Source organism: Vibrio tetraodonis (assembly GCF_003350295.1).
GTDB lineage: Bacteria > Pseudomonadota > Gammaproteobacteria > Enterobacterales > Vibrionaceae > Vibrio > Vibrio tetraodonis.
In genome coordinates, this window is sequence record NZ_QLYY01000030.1 from 1 (window position 1) to 16,733 (window position 16,733).

General features: G+C 43.1%; 18 protein-coding genes and 5 tRNA genes. 20 read left to right on the plus strand and 3 right to left on the minus strand.

What is annotated here, in order from left to right; all coding sequences use genetic code 11:
* Window positions 1-14: 14 nt before the first annotated feature.
* The 5 genes from DPF90_RS19585 (at window position 15) to DPF90_RS19600 (ending at window position 724) form a co-directional block, all read left to right on the plus strand.
* Window positions 15-91: transfer RNA gene (locus DPF90_RS19585), tRNA-Met, on the plus strand.
* A gap of 53 nt (window positions 92-144) precedes the next feature.
* Window positions 145-220, plus strand: a tRNA-Gly gene (locus DPF90_RS19590).
* A gap of 167 nt (window positions 221-387) precedes the next feature.
* Window positions 388-464 (plus strand) — tRNA-Met (locus tag DPF90_RS19595).
* Between the two features lie 53 nt (window positions 465-517).
* Window positions 518-607 (plus strand) — tRNA-Gly (locus DPF90_RS20315).
* Between the two features lie 40 nt (window positions 608-647).
* Window positions 648-724, plus strand: a tRNA-Met gene (locus DPF90_RS19600).
* A 616-nt stretch (window positions 725-1,340) separates the two neighbouring features.
* Here the strand turns inward: DPF90_RS19600 and queG are convergent.
* A complete protein-coding gene (queG, locus tag DPF90_RS19605) occupies window positions 1,341-2,453 on the minus strand; it encodes a tRNA epoxyqueuosine(34) reductase QueG (protein WP_114787986.1) in 1,113 nt (370 codons plus the stop codon).
* A gap of 198 nt (window positions 2,454-2,651) precedes the next feature.
* Here queG and tsaE point away from each other — a divergent pair, with 198 nt between their 5' ends.
* The 9 genes from tsaE (at window position 2,652) to DPF90_RS19650 (ending at window position 12,010) form a co-directional block, all read left to right on the plus strand.
* Window positions 2,652-3,113, plus strand: coding sequence for a tRNA (adenosine(37)-N6)-threonylcarbamoyltransferase complex ATPase subunit type 1 TsaE (tsaE, locus tag DPF90_RS19610; RefSeq protein WP_114787987.1), 462 nt, complete (start codon window positions 2,652-2,654; stop codon window positions 3,111-3,113).
* Window positions 3,110-4,819 (plus strand): LysM peptidoglycan-binding domain-containing protein, encoded by a 1,710-nt coding sequence (locus DPF90_RS19615; protein ID WP_114787988.1) that lies wholly within the window; start codon window positions 3,110-3,112, stop codon window positions 4,817-4,819. Before tsaE ends, DPF90_RS19615 begins: the two co-directional genes overlap by 4 nt.
* Window positions 4,820-4,827: 8 nt before the next feature.
* Window positions 4,828-6,819 (plus strand): DNA mismatch repair endonuclease MutL, encoded by a 1,992-nt coding sequence (gene mutL / locus DPF90_RS19620; protein ID WP_114787989.1) that lies wholly within the window; start codon window positions 4,828-4,830, stop codon window positions 6,817-6,819.
* Entirely contained in the window at window positions 6,816-7,763 is a 948-nt protein-coding gene (gene miaA / locus DPF90_RS19625) for a tRNA (adenosine(37)-N6)-dimethylallyltransferase MiaA (RefSeq protein ID WP_114787990.1), read from the plus strand. Before mutL ends, miaA begins: the two co-directional genes overlap by 4 nt.
* A gap of 185 nt (window positions 7,764-7,948) precedes the next feature.
* Entirely contained in the window at window positions 7,949-8,215 is a 267-nt protein-coding gene (gene hfq / locus DPF90_RS19630) for an RNA chaperone Hfq (RefSeq protein ID WP_114787991.1), read from the plus strand.
* Window positions 8,216-8,256: 41 nt separating this feature from the next.
* Window positions 8,257-9,546, plus strand: a complete 1,290-nt coding sequence (hflX, locus tag DPF90_RS19635; RefSeq protein ID WP_114787992.1) for a ribosome rescue GTPase HflX — start codon at window positions 8,257-8,259, stop codon at window positions 9,544-9,546.
* Between the two features lie 45 nt (window positions 9,547-9,591).
* A complete protein-coding gene (hflK, locus tag DPF90_RS19640; protein ID WP_114787993.1) occupies window positions 9,592-10,782 on the plus strand; it encodes an FtsH protease activity modulator HflK in 1,191 nt (396 codons plus the stop codon).
* 2 nt (window positions 10,783-10,784) lie between these two features.
* Window positions 10,785-11,765, plus strand: coding sequence for a protease modulator HflC (gene hflC, locus DPF90_RS19645; RefSeq protein WP_114787994.1), 981 nt, complete (start codon window positions 10,785-10,787; stop codon window positions 11,763-11,765).
* A gap of 59 nt (window positions 11,766-11,824) precedes the next feature.
* Window positions 11,825-12,010 carry a DUF2065 domain-containing protein gene (locus DPF90_RS19650; protein WP_114787995.1) on the plus strand — a complete coding sequence of 62 codons (186 nt, stop codon included), beginning with the start codon at window positions 11,825-11,827 and terminating at the stop codon, window positions 12,008-12,010.
* 3 nt (window positions 12,011-12,013) lie between these two features.
* Here DPF90_RS19650 and DPF90_RS19655 read toward each other — a convergent pair whose 3' ends face one another.
* Together DPF90_RS19655 and DPF90_RS19660 are read right to left on the minus strand one after the other, a co-directional pair.
* Complete coding sequence (locus tag DPF90_RS19655; protein ID WP_114787996.1) at window positions 12,014-12,241, minus strand: SlyX family protein; 228 nt, start codon at window positions 12,239-12,241, stop codon at window positions 12,014-12,016.
* 2 nt (window positions 12,242-12,243) lie between these two features.
* On the minus strand, window positions 12,244-13,224 hold the full coding sequence (locus DPF90_RS19660) for a WD40 repeat domain-containing protein (protein ID WP_114787997.1): 981 nt from the start codon (window positions 13,222-13,224) through the stop codon (window positions 12,244-12,246).
* 138 nt (window positions 13,225-13,362) lie between these two features.
* Here DPF90_RS19660 and fkpA point away from each other — a divergent pair, with 138 nt between their 5' ends.
* From fkpA to rpsL, 6 genes are all read left to right on the plus strand, one after another.
* Window positions 13,363-14,151 carry an FKBP-type peptidyl-prolyl cis-trans isomerase gene (gene fkpA / locus DPF90_RS19665; RefSeq protein WP_114787998.1) on the plus strand — a complete coding sequence of 263 codons (789 nt, stop codon included), beginning with the start codon at window positions 13,363-13,365 and terminating at the stop codon, window positions 14,149-14,151.
* Window positions 14,152-14,316: 165 nt separating this feature from the next.
* Window positions 14,317-15,039 (plus strand): helix-turn-helix transcriptional regulator, encoded by a 723-nt coding sequence (locus DPF90_RS19670; RefSeq protein ID WP_114787999.1) that lies wholly within the window; start codon window positions 14,317-14,319, stop codon window positions 15,037-15,039.
* Window positions 15,036-15,431: a sulfurtransferase complex subunit TusD gene (tusD, locus tag DPF90_RS19675; protein WP_114788000.1), complete on the plus strand. Its 396-nt coding sequence runs from the start codon at window positions 15,036-15,038 to the stop codon at window positions 15,429-15,431. Before DPF90_RS19670 ends, tusD begins: the two co-directional genes overlap by 4 nt.
* The gene (gene tusC, locus DPF90_RS19680; RefSeq protein ID WP_114788001.1) at window positions 15,428-15,784 is read left to right on the plus strand and encodes a sulfurtransferase complex subunit TusC; all 357 of its coding nucleotides are present in this window, start codon (window positions 15,428-15,430) and stop codon (window positions 15,782-15,784) included. Before tusD ends, tusC begins: the two co-directional genes overlap by 4 nt.
* A 7-nt stretch (window positions 15,785-15,791) precedes the next feature.
* On the plus strand, window positions 15,792-16,067 hold the full coding sequence (gene tusB / locus DPF90_RS19685; protein ID WP_114788002.1) for a sulfurtransferase complex subunit TusB: 276 nt from the start codon (window positions 15,792-15,794) through the stop codon (window positions 16,065-16,067).
* 185 nt (window positions 16,068-16,252) lie between these two features.
* Complete coding sequence (gene rpsL / locus DPF90_RS19690; protein WP_004399892.1) at window positions 16,253-16,627, plus strand: 30S ribosomal protein S12; 375 nt, start codon at window positions 16,253-16,255, stop codon at window positions 16,625-16,627.
* Window positions 16,628-16,733: the final 106 nt, after the last annotated feature.

The window sequence follows — 16,733 nt, forward strand, 5'->3', positions numbered from 1 at the left end:
GGTGACCATACGGACGCGGGGTGGAGCAGCTTGGTAGCTCGTCGGGCTCATAACCCGAAGGTCGTCGGTTCAAATCCGGCCCCCGCAACCAAATTAAGATGTTGTGAGTTGCTTACTCTTTGAGTTCAGCCATTCATAAAATCTGCGACACTAGCTCAGTTGGTAGAGCGCAACCTTGCCAAGGTTGAGGTCACGAGTTCGAACCTCGTGTGTCGCTCCAAATTTGTAGTTGTCACCATACTTAATGGTGAAGCAAGCGACACTCGCTCAGTTATTAGAGCGCAACCTTGCCAAGGTTGAGGTCACGCCTTTTTATTATGAATAGGGAACCTCGTGTGTCGCTCCAAATTTTTAGTTGTCATCATGCTTTAATGGTGACCATACGGACGCGGGGTGGAGCAGCTTGGTAGCTCGTCGGGCTCATAACCCGAAGGTCGTCGGTTCAAATCCGGCCCCCGCAACCAAATTAAGATTTTGTGAGTTGCTTACTCTTTGAGTTCAGCCATTCATAAAATCTGCGACACTAGCTCAGTTGGTAGAGCGCAACCTTACCAAGGTTGAGGTCACGCCTTTTTATTATGAATAGGGAACCTCGTGTGTCGCTCCAATTTATAGTTGCCATCATGCTTTAATGGTAACAATACGGACGCGGGGTGGAGCAGCTTGGTAGCTCGTCGGGCTCATAACCCGAAGGTCGTCGGTTCAAATCCGGCCCCCGCAACCAAATTTCAGGCAAAAACTTTAATAGTAATTCCCTTAGTAGAATGTACTGTTCATTAATAAATGAGCCTGTATTTCTATCAAAATTCTTCTTATACTCTGCACTCAATGTGGCAGAGTTAGCTGCTCTTTTTCCATGCTGAGAAGCATAAACCCATCAATGTAATAATTCTTTAAGATTAAACTTAACGTTTTTTCTGCGTGTTAAAGTTCAATAAAGTCGGCATGTTTTTGTTTCAGTCCAGGCCTTACTTGGATTGGATTTACTCGAAAGATTAACAGACTTATCCACAGATGAATTTTTGTGGATAATCTGGTGAATAACCTGATTATTTACTGATATTTGTAGAGGTTTTTGACGATCATTTGTGTTGTGTTTTTTTTCTTTGAGTTCTTAAGTCTTTTTTAAATCTATGTATGCAAAGGGTTTTGTGGCTTTTTGGGCTGTTTGTGAAGTTTATTTGCTTGATCAATAATTGCATGTTTCTTGATCTTGGTCATTTGCGGTAAATGTGATTAACTTCTGTATATGAAAGAAAACAATCAATCAAATTTTGCTTTTTCCACATTTCACATCTTTAGACCTAGGTCAAGTTATTACCATTGAAAAAATGAAACATTTACGCGTCTCTTGGTAATCCTTTCTGCACTATTCGTATCAGCCTATCAATCTTAGTCGAAGATATAGGGATTTGTGTGATTTGTTGCTCAATTGCCCAATTAATATGTTCATCTAATATTGTGTTCATCCCGAGCCGTTGTTTGAGGGCATGAATAATATCTGCAGAATATGGAGCATTACCCATAGCAATTGATAAATTCCGTAGCCACTGAATGTGACCTATCCTTCTTATCGCTGACCCTTCCATATTTTTTAGGAAGGTTTGTTCGTCCCAATTAAAAAGATTTACTAGATCAGGCGATAACAGAGCTTCTCTGCGATGAAAATCGTCCTCATCAGTCAAATTAGCAAAGCGATTCCATGGGCATACGAGCTGGCAGTCATCACAACCGTATATACGATTACCCATTGGTTTGCGAAATTCCTCTGGAATGACGCCATCATGTTCGATTGTCAGATAAGAAATACAGCGTCTAGCGTCAACGACGCCCTCTGCTACGATAGCTTGGGTAGGGCAGGAGGTGATACAAGAAGAGCATTTACCACAGTCCCCATTGTGGGGCTGGTCTACTGGTAATGGTAAGTCGACAAGCAGTTCCCCTAAGAAGAACCAAGAGCCACAGTCTTTGTCGAGAAGAAGAGAGTGTTTACCTGTCCAACCTAAACCTGCTTTTTGAGCTAGCGGACGCTCTAGTATCGGAGCTGAGTCGACAAAGGGACGATAGCCGCATTGTCCAACCTCATGCTCTATCTTTTGCCCAAGCTTCTTTAACTGATTTCGCAACAGTTTATGATAGTCTCGCCCAAGTGCGTAACGGCTGATATATGCATGATTTGGTTGTGCTAGATTTGCTGCAAATTGAGCTTCAGGCGGGAGATAATCCATACGAACACTGATCACTCTCAAGGTGCCTGGAACGAGCTCATGAGGGCGAGCTCGCTTCATACCATGGCGAGCCATCCAGTCCATTTCTCCGTGGTATCCTGCATCTAACCAGCTTTGCAAGTTTGATTCATGGTCTTGCAAGTCAACATCACAAATTCCCGCTTTTTGAAAACCAAGCTCTTTTGCCCAAATTTTGATCTTGTTTGCTAGCTCTTGATAGTTCATTCTAATAGCTCTGTGAAACGGGAGGCGGATCTTATCGGATCTTTTTTATTGAATCTAGCAGCCAAAATAGATAATTCATGCCAAAATAACAGGAATTTGTTTTTTACTTACACAACAGACCTTGTCTGACAATTCCAACCCAGTTTACTATTCTTAGTCTTTTATTTTTATATCGTCACCAAGTAGAGATTGACCTTCATGACCACGAAACAGTTTGCCCTCAAAGATGAACATGCCACCATTGCTCTGGGGGCATCAATGGCAAATCTATGTACCAAGCAAACTACCATTTATTTACATGGGGATTTAGGGGCAGGTAAAACCACCTTTAGTCGAGGTTTTGTGTGTGCTCTTGGTCATAAAGGCAATGTGAAAAGCCCGACTTATACCCTAGTTGAGCCGTATGAATTAGGACAATGGCAGGTTTATCATTTTGATCTTTATCGCTTATCGGATCCTGAAGAATTGGAGTTTATGGGTATTCGTGATTATTTTACCTCAGATGCCATCTGTCTTGTCGAGTGGCCCGAAAAAGGTGAAGGGTTACTTCCATGTGCTGATTTGGACATTGAACTCAGTTACTCAGGTGAGCAGAGAAGGGTAAATGTGATCGCCAACAGTGCCTATGGTTCTCAATTAATTGAACAGTTAGATTTATGACATTGAATAGATTTTCAAAGTTTGCTTACGCTTTTTGGCTTTTGGTCTTGCCTATCTCTGTTTGGGCAAATGCTTTGCAGGGGGTACGTGTTTGGCCATCCCCAGATGAAACACGAGTGGTTATTGATCTTGCCTCAGAAGCTGAATATAGCTACTTTTCACTCAGTAGTCCGCGAAGGCTGGTGGTTGACCTCAAGCAAACGAGCCTAGGCACTCAATTACCCATTAATGTTTCAGATAGTCCTGTTCTAAAGAAAATTCGGCGAAGTTCTCCGCCAGAAAAGGGCACCTACCGATTAGTGTTTGAGTTAAAAAGTCGTGTTGAGCCTCAGTTATTCAAGCTCGCACCAACTCCCGGTGGACAGTATGGCCATAGATTGGTCATTGATATACCCCACACTCGATCATCTTCAGTGCCCAATACTTCCAAATCTAGTGTGCCACGAGTTAGTCGCGACGCATCACAGTTGTTAGGAACGGCTGATATTGTAGTGGCGATTGATGCGGGTCATGGCGGTGAAGATCCAGGCTCAATAGGCCCCTCTCGAAAGTATGAAAAGCACGCGACCCTAGCAATTTCCAAGAAAATTGCGGATCAGATCAACGCTGTACCTGGAATGAAAGCGGTTTTGACTCGACATGGAGACTACTTTGTTAACCTGAATAAGCGTTCTGAAATTGCTCGGACTAATAAAGCACATTTGTTAGTCTCTGTGCATGCTGATGCGTTCAGTTCTCCTCAACCTCGTGGTGGCTCTGTATTTGTGCTTAACACTCGCCGAGCAAACTCAGAAATCGCCCGTTGGGTGGAAAACCACGAAGAACAGTCTCAGTTATTAGGTGGAGCAGGAGAAGTACTGGCTAAAAATAATAGCGATAAAAATATCAGCCAGACCTTGTTAGATTTGCAGTTTAGCCACTCCCAGAAAGAAGGGTATAAGGTTGCTACCCAAATCTTGCAAGAAATGGGAAGAGAAGGCATTAAGTTGCACAAAAAGAACCCTGTTAATGCCAGCTTAGCTGTGTTGAAGTCACCAGATATACCTTCTGTGCTCGTCGAAACAGGCTTTATTTCTAATCCGACAGAGGAAAGGTTGCTATTTCAGCGTAGTCACCAAAACAAACTGGCAAGATCCTTAGCGAAAGCCATTGTGCAGTATTTTGAAGCAAGTCCACCAGAGGGAACCTTGTTTGCCAATCGAGACAAGTCTATCAAACACAAAGTGCAGCGAGGTGAATCACTTTCTGTTATCGCTAAAAAATATGGCTCATCCACTCGAGCTATTATGCAAACCAATAAACTTAAAAGCTCGAGTTTGGCAATTGGACAAGTTTTGACTATTCCGGCGGCAAAAGGCTCAGTGCCAGTCCCCAGATTAACTAATCCAATAGAAACGAAAACCATTACTCATAAAGTGGCTAAGGGAGAATATCTCGGTAAGATTGCATCGCGGTATAAAGTTTCTGTTACCGATATTAAACGAGAAAATAACCTTAATTCAGACACGTTAAGATTGGGTCAAAAGTTACGTATTACCGTTAGTATGAAAGATCAGCCTTTAAAGAAGCATAAAGTCAAGCGTGGAGAGTTTCTTGGTAAAATAGCTCGTCAGTATGGTGTTGGTGTCAGTACGCTTCGACAAGCAAATAATTTGCGTTCTGATCAGCTTGCTGTCGGGCAAGTATTGATTATTCCCAACAAGTAGTAACGAGTATGACTATCAAAATCTTGCCTGCTCGTCTGGCAAACCAAATTGCAGCAGGTGAAGTGGTAGAAAGGCCTGCATCTGTCGTCAAAGAGCTAGTGGAAAATAGCTTGGATTCTGGTGCTACCCGGATCGATGTTGATATCGAAAAAGGTGGGGCAAAGCTTATTCGTGTGCGGGATAACGGCAAAGGTATAGCCAAAGAGGAGCTGGGTTTGGCTCTGAGTCGTCATGCCACATCAAAAATTGATTCTCTTGATGATCTCGAGGCAATCATGAGCTTGGGATTTCGCGGTGAAGCGTTAGCCAGTATTAGCTCTGTATCACGTCTCACCTTAACGTCCCGCCCTGTCACTCAGCAACAGGCTTGGTCTGCGTATAGTGAGGGAAGGGATATGCAAGTTAGGCTCCAACCTACAGCTCATCCTATTGGTACAACAGTTGAAGTATTAGATTTATTCTTCAATACTCCAGCCCGACGCAAATTTCTTCGTACAGAAAAAACAGAATTTACTCATATTGATGAGCTTATCAAGCGTATTGCTTTGAGCCGATTTGAGGTGACGATTAACCTTAAACATAACGGTAAACTTGTTAAGCAATATCGTTCTGCTCAAACAAAAGTACAAGAAGAAAAGCGTATCGCAGCGGTTTGTGGTAGTGCTTTTGTACGCAATATGCTTAATATTGAGCTAGAACATAATGGATTGAAGCTGTACGGCTGGATAACGACTCCAGAAGGTGCTAAGCAGCAAGGTGACCTTCAATACTGTTATGTAAATGGTCGTATGATGCGTGACAAATTAATTAATCACGCAATTCGTCAAAGCTATGAAAATAGTTTGCGTCCCGACCAGTTTGCTACTTATGTATTGTTTATCGATGTGGAGCCTTCTCAAGTCGACGTCAATGTGCATCCGGCTAAACATGAGGTTCGTTTTCACCAGGCACGCCTCGTTCATGACTTTATTTATCAGGCGCTCACTGATGCTTTAGCGCAGAGTGCTTGCATAGATAAGCCAATAATCAATCAATCTGCTTTTCATAAACAAGAGTCGGTCACACCAGTGCATCAGGTGAATATGCAACAGAACGATTCAGCCATGGTTTGTGAATCTGTATATGAGGCAGTTGAGAGAGTTCCTGCTTATCCGGGTCGAGTTGATTATTGCAATCAGCCTGCGTCCAATAATCACTCGGGCCAGGTTCAAGAAACTCGCCAAACTAAAGATTGGCTTGGTAGTGACTATGGTAAAAAAGATAAATCACCAGCCAAGGAGCGATATGGTGAGCATTCTCCCAGCAAGCAGCAAGTCGAAGTTTACACTGAACTACTCCAAACGGCCGATGTCAATAATACCTGTCTAACGGCTGAATCTGATGAAGAAGTATGCTCGATTAGTGATATCTCTCTTAATGCGGCGAGGGAAACGATAGAGGCGCTGGGCAAGGTTATTTGTGTGGTTCATGGTCAATATGTTCTGATGGCAGATAAGCAAGGGGCGAGAGTAGTTTCTCTTGTTCAAGCGCAGCGTATGCGCATTCTAGGTCAGTTGCGTGTGGGTGATGAAAACCTGAAATCTCAGCCATTACTTGTTCCACTCTCGTTAAGTCTGAGTCCGATTCAGATGCAGGCTGCTGATAATCATAGGAACCTGTTAATAAAACTTGGCATTGATATCAAGCCACGCGGTGTTGATTCGCTTATGGTAATGGGTGTGCCTCAACCTCTGCGACAACAAAACTTACAACAACTGCTACCAGATCTGTTATCTTACGCCGCTAAGCTGTCAGAGATTGAACAAAACTCATCTTTGCCACAGTTGTCTACTTGGTTGACAAATCGAGTTGTATCTCCCAAAAGTGATTACACTTTGTCGGAAGCGATTCATATCGTTGCAGAGATTGAACAACTGTGGCAAAACAAGTTGCCTCTTGATGACCGTAAGTTTGTCTGTCCTGTTGACTTTTCTTCAACCATTGCAGCGATGGAGTTATGACAAAAGAATTACCACTGGCTCTGTTTTTAATGGGGCCGACCGCATCGGGTAAAACGGATTTAGCGATTCGTTTACGTAAGCAGTTTCCTGTTGAGATTATATCGGTCGATTCAGCGCTTATTTATAAGGGTATGGATATCGGTACCGCTAAGCCGAGCAGTGATGAATTGTTGAAGGCTCCGCATCGCCTTATTGATATCTTAGAGCCAACAGAAGCTTATTCTGCAGCAGACTTTCGCCATGATGCACTAAATGAAATGCGTATTATCTCCCAGCAAGGAAAGATCCCGCTTCTTGTTGGAGGGACAATGTTGTACTACAAAGCTCTATTGAAAGGCTTATCACCACTGCCAGCTGCAAATGTCGAAATACGCCAGCAAATAGAACAAGAAGCATTGACGCATGGTTGGGATGTTCTGCATGATCAATTAAAGCAAATTGATCCCGTATCTGCAGAGCGCATACACCCAAATGACCCTCAGAGATTGTCTCGGGCATTGGAAGTGTATAGAATTTCCGGTAAAACCTTAACTGAGCTTACGCAAACAAAAGGCGATAGCCTTCCGTATCGTGTAAGACAGTTTGCGATAGCGCCTAAGGAAAGATCCGAACTTCACCGCCGTATTGAGTTGAGATTTGATCAAATGATGAAGGCCGGATTCGAGCAGGAAGTGAAGGCGTTATATGCTCGACAGGATCTGCATCCCGATCTTCCATCTATACGTTGTGTGGGCTATCGGCAGATGTGGGAATATTTGGATGGGAATAGCACGCTTGATGAAGCGATCTTCAAAGGCATTTGTGCTACCCGCCAGTTGGCCAAGCGGCAGATTACCTGGTTACGCAGCTGGGATAATTTAACTTGGTTAGATAGCGAAAACATAGAACAAGCATTTGAAACTGTATCAAATACGATAGTATCTGATGGTTTTAGCTGTGTATAATGTGATCGCTTTTGCGTGAATGCACCTTGTAAAAGATCAGTTACTTGAAATTTGGCCTTATAGCCATCATAACAAGTAACGTCAGGGTGTTTTTTATTCGTTTAGCTCAGATGCAAAGGCGCACCTAGTTTTCGCGCACCACTAGCTAAATAACTAGAACAAAATTACAAAATAAGGAAAATAAAATGGCTAAGGGGCAATCTCTTCAAGACCCATTCTTAAATGCATTACGTCGTGAACGTATTCCAGTATCAATCTACCTAGTAAACGGAATTAAACTACAAGGTCAGATTGAGTCTTTCGACCAGTTTGTGATATTGCTGAAAAACACCGTAAATCAAATGGTTTATAAGCATGCGATTTCGACAGTCGTTCCTGCTCGTCCGGTTAGCCACCATAGTGGTGAACGTCCTCAAGGTGGTGAGCGCCAATCAGAAAAGTCAGAAGATTAGTCTTCTGAACCTAGTTAATTATATTTTAAGGAGTTGATTGCTTGTTTGACCGTTACGAAGCCGGTGAGCGAGCCGTACTTGTTCATATCAACTTCACGCAAGAAGGGGAGTGGGAAGATCTCAGTGAGTTTGAAATGCTGGTATCTTCTGCTGGGGTTTCTAGCTTACAGGTTGTAACTGGGAGTCGTCAGTCACCACACCCCAAATATTATGTCGGTGAGGGCAAAGCTCAAGAAATTGCCCAGGTTGTGCGATTGTCGGGAGCAGATATTGTTATTTTTAATCATGCTCTGTCGCCAGCCCAAGAACGAAATCTGGAATCTTTATGTAAGTGTCGAGTGCTTGATCGAACGGGGCTCATCTTAGATATTTTCGCCCAGAGAGCTCGAACTCATGAGGGTAAATTGCAAGTAGAGCTCGCTCAACTCCGTCATATCTCAACTCGCTTAATACGCGGTTGGACCCACCTTGAGAGACAAAAGGGGGGAATTGGTTTACGTGGGCCTGGTGAGACTCAGTTAGAAACAGACCGACGTTTATTGCGTGATCGTATTAAAGCTATTTTGCGCCGTTTGGAAAAAGTCGCGAAACAGAGAGAACAAGGTCGGCGGGCTCGAAGTCGAGCACAAATTCCGACAATTTCTCTGGTAGGCTATACCAATGCTGGTAAGTCGACCATGTTTAACCGTATCACTCAAGCTGGTGTATACGCTGCAGATCAGTTGTTTGCCACACTCGACCCTACGTTGAGGAAAATCGACCTTGCTGATGTAGGACCTGCTATTTTAGCGGATACGGTTGGTTTTATTAGGCATCTACCTCATGATTTGGTTGCTGCGTTTAAGGCGACATTGCAAGAAACGCAAGAAGCTGACATTTTGTTACATGTTGTGGATGCCAGTGATGAGCGTTTTCGTGAGAATATTGGCGCTGTTCACGAAGTCCTAGAAGAAATTGATGCTCATGAAGTACCAGCTCTTCTAGTTATGAATAAAATTGATAACCTTGAATCCCAGTCTCCTCGCATTGAACGAGACGAAGATGGTGTGCCGCGAGCCGTGTGGGTTTCGGCTATGGAAGGTGTGGGTATTGAGCTTTTGTTTGACGCTTTGACTGAAAGGTTAGCCAGTCAGATGGTTCAATATCATTTGCGCATCCCACCTCAACATCAAGGTCGGATACGCAGTACATTCTTTCAAATGAAGTGTATTCAACAAGAAGACTATGATCAGGACGGCAATTTGTTGATCGATGTTAGGATGCAACAGGTTGACTGGTCTAGACTCGAAAAAAGAGAAGGGGCAGTTTTTCGTGACTTTATAGTTACTTAAATGACTGCTACAGTATAACGTCATATCAAATGATGGAGCTTTCTAATGGCGTGGAATGAGCCTGGTAATAATAACGGCAACAATGGCCGCGATAATGACCCTTGGGGCAACAATAATCGTGGTAATAAAGGTGGCCGTGATCAAGGACCGCCAGACTTAGACGAAGTCTTTAATAAACTGAGTCAGAAACTGGGTGGAAAGTTTGGTGGTGGAAAAGGTGGCAATGGGGCCTCTATCGGTGGCGGAGGCGGAGCACTTGGTTTTGGTGTTATCGCGATTATCGCTATCGCTATTTGGGTCTTTGCTGGTTTCTATACCATTGGTGAAGCAGAGCGTGGTGTTGTGTTACGCCTAGGAAAATACGACCGTGTGGTTGATCCAGGCCTCAACTGGCGCCCTCGTTTTATCGACGAAGTGACCCCAGTCAATGTTCAAGCAATACGTTCTTTGCGTTCTTCAGGTCTGATGCTGACCAAAGATGAGAACGTTGTGACGGTTGCTATGGATATTCAATATCGAGTGGCTGATCCATACAAATACCTATTTCGTGTGACAAACGCTGATGATAGCTTGCGTCAAGCGACTGACTCAGCACTGCGTGCTGTGATAGGTGATTCACTAATGGACAGTATTCTAACTAGTGGACGACTATCAATCAGGCAGAATACGCAAGTCACTTTAGAAAATATTGTCGACAGTTACGATATGGGTATTGAAGTAGTTGCGGTCAACTTTGAAGATGCGCGTCCACCTGAAGAAGTTAAAGATGCATTTGATGATGCGACCGCTTCTCGTGAGGATGCTCAGCGATTTAAGCGTGAAGCTGAAGCGTATCAGAATGACATTATCCCTAAAGCTAAAGGTCGCGCCGAGCGTTTACTTAAAGAAGCGCAAGGTTATAGCGAGCGAGTGGTTAATGGTGCATTGGGTCAAGTTGCTCAGTTTGAGAAACTATTGCCCGAATACCAAGCCTCTCCTGATGTCACGCGTAATCGTCTCTATCTAGATACAATGGAAAAGGTCTACGCCAATACATCGAAAGTTCTTATCGATTCTGAGTCGAGTGGTAACCTTTTGTATCTGCCAATCGATAAGCTCAGAGAAGGTCAAACTAAGGCGAAAAGTCGTTCAATAAAAGAGACGTCAACCTATGACCAAATTGAATTGGAGCCGCAATTGAACAGTCAGAATACTGATTCGTCATCTCGTTCTACGTCACGTCAGGGGAGATATTAATCATGCGTAAATTAATGATCCCAGTATTAGTTGTTGGCTTAGTGCTGCTGCTTATGTCGTTATTTGTGATTCCTGAAGGCGAACGCGGTATCGTGATTCGTTTCGGACGTGTATTGAAAGACAATAATGAAATCGCGCGTATTTACGAGCCAGGTCTTCACTTTAAGATGCCTTTGTTCGATAAAGTAAAAACGCTAGATGCGAAAATCCAGACTATGGATGGCCGCTCAGATCGTTTTGTTACTTCTGAGAAAAAAGACGTACTGATAGACTCATATGTTAAGTGGCGTATTGAAGATTTTGGACAGTACTATCTTGCCACTGGTGGCGGTAATGCTGGTACAGCGCAAACACTACTAGGCCGTAAAGTGACTGATGTACTTCGTTCTGAAATTGGTGCTCGTGAAATCAAGCAAATTGTTTCAGGTCCTCGAAATAACGATATTCTGCCAAATAGCGCAGATAGCGAAGAAGTGACCACTGAAGCGGCGAAAGAAGCGCTTGAAGTCGACGGTGAGCGCGACATCATTATGAAGAATGTGCTTAATGGCACACGTAAAGATGCGATGGAAGACTTGGGTATCCACATAGTGGATTTCCGGATGAAGAAAATAAACCTTCCGGATAGTATCAACCAGTCGATTTATAATCGTATGCGTGCTGAGCGTGAGTCAGTGGCTCGTCAATTCCGTTCTCAAGGACGTGAGCAAGCAGAGGTTATTCGCGCTCAAGCAGAACTGGAAGTAGCCACCATACTAGCAGAAGCAGATAAAACGGCTCGAGTCACTCGAGGTGGAGCGGATGCTCAGGCAGCGAAAATCTATGCTGAGGCATATAATAAAGACCCAGAGTTCTTTAGCTTTGTGCGATCTTTACGTGCTTATGAAGAATCTTTCAGTGACAAGAGTGATATCCTAGTTTTGGATCCAAACAGTGAGTTCTTCCAGTATATGAATAAAGCGTCTGGTATTGCTGCCAAGTAATATTAGGATAAATTTATAAAGGCTCCTTAGCAGGAGCCTTTCTTTTTTGAGAGAAAACTATGTCTAGTTCTTTGTGGTTGGCAATCGGATTAGTATTGATTGTGGAAGGCTTAGGGCCTTTGGTTGCCCCCAATGGTTGGCGTAATATGGTCCGTCACCTCAGTGAGCAACAAGATAACCAATTGCGTAGGATCGGAGGGTGTTTAGTGGTTGCAGGTATAGTGATCGCTTACGTGTTTCACTAACAACTAGTAATGGGGAGGTGGCGTTTCTTGCGTAGGATCAGCTAGGTTTGATGAATCGATATTCTTGACCTTTCCGACTACGTACTTCATCTGATCTTGCATTTTTGAGATCAACAATTGCTGTTGGCTCAATGCTTCATTGAGTGATTCGACAGTTTGTTCCTGAAAAGCAAGCTGACATTCGAGATCGTTGATGCGATTTTCTAATTCTTGTATGTGTTTTTCTGTCATGACTAAAAGTCTACCTTCCAAGCCTGAGCGATCCCAGCTGATGAGCCTGACACCACTCTATTCTTATCATCAAAGGCTGCATCATACACTACCGCACGCGGAGGGCGAGTATCTTTTAGTGGCTCTGCCTCAAATCCATCAACTCTTTTTCCTGATTGAGTATTCCAAACCATTATCCGGCTTGAAGGAGTGCCTGTAACAAGGTATTGACCATCATCTGAAAAACGAGCGGTAGAGAAAATGAGTTGACGAGAAAAGCTACGAAGTTTGGAAACTTGCTTACCCGTTTTTAAATCCCAAATTATGGCTTGGTTTCCCCCATCCGAGGTAAAAGCAAATAAGCCATCTCTTTGTAATGTGACTCGATTGATCCGTTGTTCGTGCTTAAAGCTTCTGATAATCTGGCCGTTGCGCGTGTCCCATAAATAAGCGGTATAGTCATTTCCGCCTGATAGCGCGTATCGACCATTCGGTGATAAAGCGACTGAATTAACTTTTTCATTATGCGCAAGGAACTCTAACCGCCTTCCAGTGACTAAGTTGACGTAGATGGCTTTGCCGTTGGATAGACCAAGTAATACTTGTTCGCCATTACTGGCAATGTCGATATCGCGAATTAAACCGTCGGAGATGGACCATAATCCCTGTGCTTGTGTCCATGCCAGATCCCACACCGCAAAGTTTATTTGTGTTGCTGTGACTGCGAATCGTCCGTTATCTGAGATACGTATTCGCGAAACAGTACTTGCCTGAGGATCTTGTTCTCCTAATGAGGCAAGCTCTTTATTTTGGTTCAGATCCCACAAGACCAGTTGATGCTCTTTAGAGTACAATAATGCGAATCGTGCATCTCGACTCAAAGCAAAGCTTGTGGTGCCGAGAGGCTCAATGACCCATCGTTGATCATCTTGAGTGGAGAAAAAGCAACCATTTAACGTAGAGATGACAAACGCAAGTAACAGAGTGTGAAAAATAATTCGCATTAACTACAAAGATCCGCTTCAGTTAACGTTTAATTTAAACGCATATTGGTTATAGTGGTACAACATACTTGCATGCACCAGTCAAAATTGCAGATTTGTGCACAAAGACAAATGGTTAGCCATTAATTGGAGAATTAAATGAAATCTATTTTTAAGGTGTCGTTGCTTGCAGCAACAGTAATGTTAGCGGTTGGCTGTCAAAAAGACGATGAAACAAAAGCAGATGCGGCACCTGCAGCCGATCAAGCAGTAGTAAAGACGGTTGAGTTTAAAACAGACGACGAAAAAGCAGCATATGCAATTGGTGTGTCTTTTGCGAATTATCTGAACACCAGCCTAGATAAGCCGAATGAAATCGGTATCAATTTGGATAAAGAGCTAGTGCTTAAGGGCATCGAGCATGTATTCAAAGGTAAGCCAGAACTCAGCGAGGAAGAAACTCGCACTGCTCTTGAAGCTCTAGATAAGCGTGTTGCTGAAACCATGCAAAAGCAGTCAGCGGAAAAAGCAGCTGAAGCTAAGAAAGCAGGTGACGACTTCCGAGCAGAATTTGCTAAGCAAGAAGGCGTTAAGAAAACTGAATCAGGTCTTCTTTATCAAGTTGTGACGCCTGCTAAGGGTGAACAGCCTAAAGATACTGACACAGTGCAAGTGCACTACAAGGGCACTCTTATCGACGGCACACAATTTGACAGCTCTTATGATCGCGGTGAGCCTGCAATTTTCCCACTTAATCGTGTGATTTCTGGTTGGACAGAAGGCGTGCAGCTCATGCCTGTAGGCTCTAAGTACAAATTTGTTATCCCACCAGAGCTAGCTTATGGAGAGCAAGATACGCCAAGTATTCCTGCAAACTCCACCTTGGTATTTGAAGTTGAGCTGTTAAAAATCGACAATGCTGAAGAAGCTGAGCAAGTAGTTCAGTAGACTCAGCTTTTCACACTATAAAGGCCTGATTCTATCAGGCCTTTTGTTTTTGCCTGATAAATACTTTGTTCTAAATCACTAGCTGACGGTGTAGCTAGGTATTCTATTCAAATTTTCTGATAAACTTACACCAATTTGTTGATTTTTCGCTCGAAGGCTTAAAAAGTGACAACGACAGAAACAGTTAATATGGATATGTTACTTGAAATGGAATCGGTTAATGTGATGCCATTTAGTGAGCATGATAAAATTATTCTTAGATCTTATGAGGCTGTAGTGGATGGGATTGCCAGCTTAATTGGTCCATTCTGTGAGATTGTGCTTCATTCCCTAGAAGATCTTAATACCTCGGCAATCAAAATTGCTAATGGGGAAAACACTGGGCGTCAGGTAGGATCGCCAATTACTGATCTTGCATTAAAGATGCTGCGTGATATTGAAGGATCCGAACGAAACTTTTCTCGTTCTTATTTCACTCGTGCTAAAGGTGGTGTCTTAATGAAGTCTATTACCGTCGCCATCCGCAATGGCGAAAACCGTGTCATAGGCTTGTTATGCGTTAACGTTAATCTCGATGCGCCTTTCTCTCAGGTGCTGCAATCTTTCATGCCATCAGAAGAAGCAAAACAAGCGGCCTCCTCTGTGAACTTCGCCAGTGATGTTGAAGAGTTGGTCGATAAAACGGTTGAACGCACCATCGAAGAAATTAATGCTGATAAATCAGTATCAAACAATACCAAGAATCGTCAAATTGTCATGGAATTATACGCTAAAGGTATTTTTGATATCAAAGATGCGATTAATCGAGTGGCTGATAGGTTGAATATTTCTAAACATACGGTTTATCTTTATATCCGCCAGCGCAAAACAGAGGATGAGGAGAGTTGAACCCTTTAACCTATACACTAGTAGTCAATGGCTCAGTTTATGGAGACCAATCCCCACGCACTGCGTACCAATTTGCTGTGAGTTTGATCAATCAGGGACATCAATTAGTGAGTGTGTTTTTCTACCAAAATGGTGTAACCAATGGCTGTTCACTTACTGTACCGGCAAACGATGAGTTTGACCTTGTTAAGGCGTGGCAGGGATTAGCTGAAAAGCACAACATACGTTTGGAAACTTGTGTGGCTGCAGCATTGCGTCGTGGTGTAGTTAGTCAAGATGAAGCACATCAGCACAATCTTATGCAAAATAATCTTGCGGAAGGTTTTGAACAAGCAGGGCTTGGAAGTTTAGCTGAGGCGATGTTGACCCAAGATAGAGTGGTGCAGTTTTGAGTTCGTTAACCTACTTATTCAGGACCTCTCCACATGGCTGTGCGTCTGGGCGTGAAGGGGTGGATGCCCTTTTGGCTGCTTCTGCTTATTGTGAAAATATTCGAGTGATATTTATTGGCGATGGTGTGTACCAATTGCTAGCTAGTCAGCAACCCCAAAATATACTCAGCAAAGACTATGCCCCTATGTTTAAGTTGTTCGAGCTTTACGATATTGAGCAAGTGTTTGTTTGTCGTGATTCTTTGGCAGAACGAGGCGTGCAACAGGCCAATCTTGTGATCGATGCTCAAAGGTTGGACGCAGAAGGTATTAAATTGCAGATCCAGTCTTCAGACAAACTTCTCTCATTTTAGGATTGTTATGTTACATATTGTTAAATCAATAACAGCATTGGAAGAAGCAAGAAAAGTGTACGCAGATAACGACGTTTTGCTGCTCATTCAAGATGCTGTATATGCGGTAAACCCTTTACATAAAACTTTCCCGATACTAAAAAACTTGAATACCTTTGCACTTCAAAGTGATCTAGAGGCGAGAGGCATGGTTAACCGAGTCAGCCCATCAGTGAATATTGTTGATTATGATGGCTTTGTGACACTTACTGCCGAATGTTCTACTTCCCTGACTTGGGACTGAACTCACTTCTCCCTTTTGTTATCAACCAAGCTTTATCAAGATTCATCCGAGTTGGATAAAAAAGATTCGTATATTTCTTGACACACATCTCACTGCTGAATAGAATTTTGCGTCCCTAATTGTCTTTGATGATTGGGGATAGATTTTTCACAAAGCTTACTTTCAAGTAATTCAGGAGCTAGTTAATGGCAACTATTAACCAGTTGGTACGTAAGCCTCGTGCAAAGCAAGTTGTTAAAAGCAACGTGCCAGCACTAGAAGCGTGCCCACAAAAACGTGGTGTATGTACTCGTGTTTACACTACTACACCTAAAAAACCTAACTCAGCACTTCGTAAAGTTTGTCGTGTACGTTTGACAAACGGTTTCGAAGTAACTTCGTACATCGGTGGTGAAGGTCACAACCTTCAGGAGCACTCGGTTGTTCTAATCCGTGGTGGTCGTGTTAAAGACCTTCCTGGTGTGCGTTACCACACTGTACGTGGTGCACTTGACTGTGCAGGCGTTAATGACCGTAAACAAGGTCGTTCTAAGTACGGTGTGAAGCGTCCTAAGTCTTAATGCCCTTCTTGTTATAAAGAAGCGTTAAGTAAGGCCAAACACCAAAAATTCATTATTAATTTTTGAAGAAACTGAAAAGTTTTGGATAACCTGAAAAATAAGACAA

Bases quoted from the DNA above. Each gene is read 5' to 3' on its own strand.
- hflK (WP_114787993.1), top strand. From the start codon at position 9,592: ATGGCGTGGAATGAGCCTGGTAATAATAACGGCAACAATGGCCGCGAT.
- fkpA (WP_114787998.1), top strand. From the start codon at position 13,363: ATGAAATCTATTTTTAAGGTGTCGTTGCTTGCAGCAACAGTAATGTTA.
- DPF90_RS19615 (WP_114787988.1), top strand. From the start codon at position 3,110: ATGACATTGAATAGATTTTCAAAGTTTGCTTACGCTTTTTGGCTTTTG.
- DPF90_RS19655 (WP_114787996.1), bottom strand. From the start codon at position 12,241: ATGACAGAAAAACACATACAAGAATTAGAAAATCGCATCAACGATCTC.
- mutL (WP_114787989.1), top strand. From the start codon at position 4,828: ATGACTATCAAAATCTTGCCTGCTCGTCTGGCAAACCAAATTGCAGCA.
- miaA (WP_114787990.1), top strand. From the start codon at position 6,816: ATGACAAAAGAATTACCACTGGCTCTGTTTTTAATGGGGCCGACCGCA.
- tusB (WP_114788002.1), top strand. From the start codon at position 15,792: ATGTTACATATTGTTAAATCAATAACAGCATTGGAAGAAGCAAGAAAA.
- queG (WP_114787986.1), bottom strand. From the start codon at position 2,453: ATGAACTATCAAGAGCTAGCAAACAAGATCAAAATTTGGGCAAAAGAG.
- DPF90_RS19660 (WP_114787997.1), bottom strand. From the start codon at position 13,224: ATGCGAATTATTTTTCACACTCTGTTACTTGCGTTTGTCATCTCTACG.
- tsaE (WP_114787987.1), top strand. From the start codon at position 2,652: ATGACCACGAAACAGTTTGCCCTCAAAGATGAACATGCCACCATTGCT.
- rpsL (WP_004399892.1), top strand. From the start codon at position 16,253: ATGGCAACTATTAACCAGTTGGTACGTAAGCCTCGTGCAAAGCAAGTT.
- hflC (WP_114787994.1), top strand. From the start codon at position 10,785: ATGCGTAAATTAATGATCCCAGTATTAGTTGTTGGCTTAGTGCTGCTG.
- DPF90_RS19650 (WP_114787995.1), top strand. From the start codon at position 11,825: ATGTCTAGTTCTTTGTGGTTGGCAATCGGATTAGTATTGATTGTGGAA.
- hfq (WP_114787991.1), top strand. From the start codon at position 7,949: ATGGCTAAGGGGCAATCTCTTCAAGACCCATTCTTAAATGCATTACGT.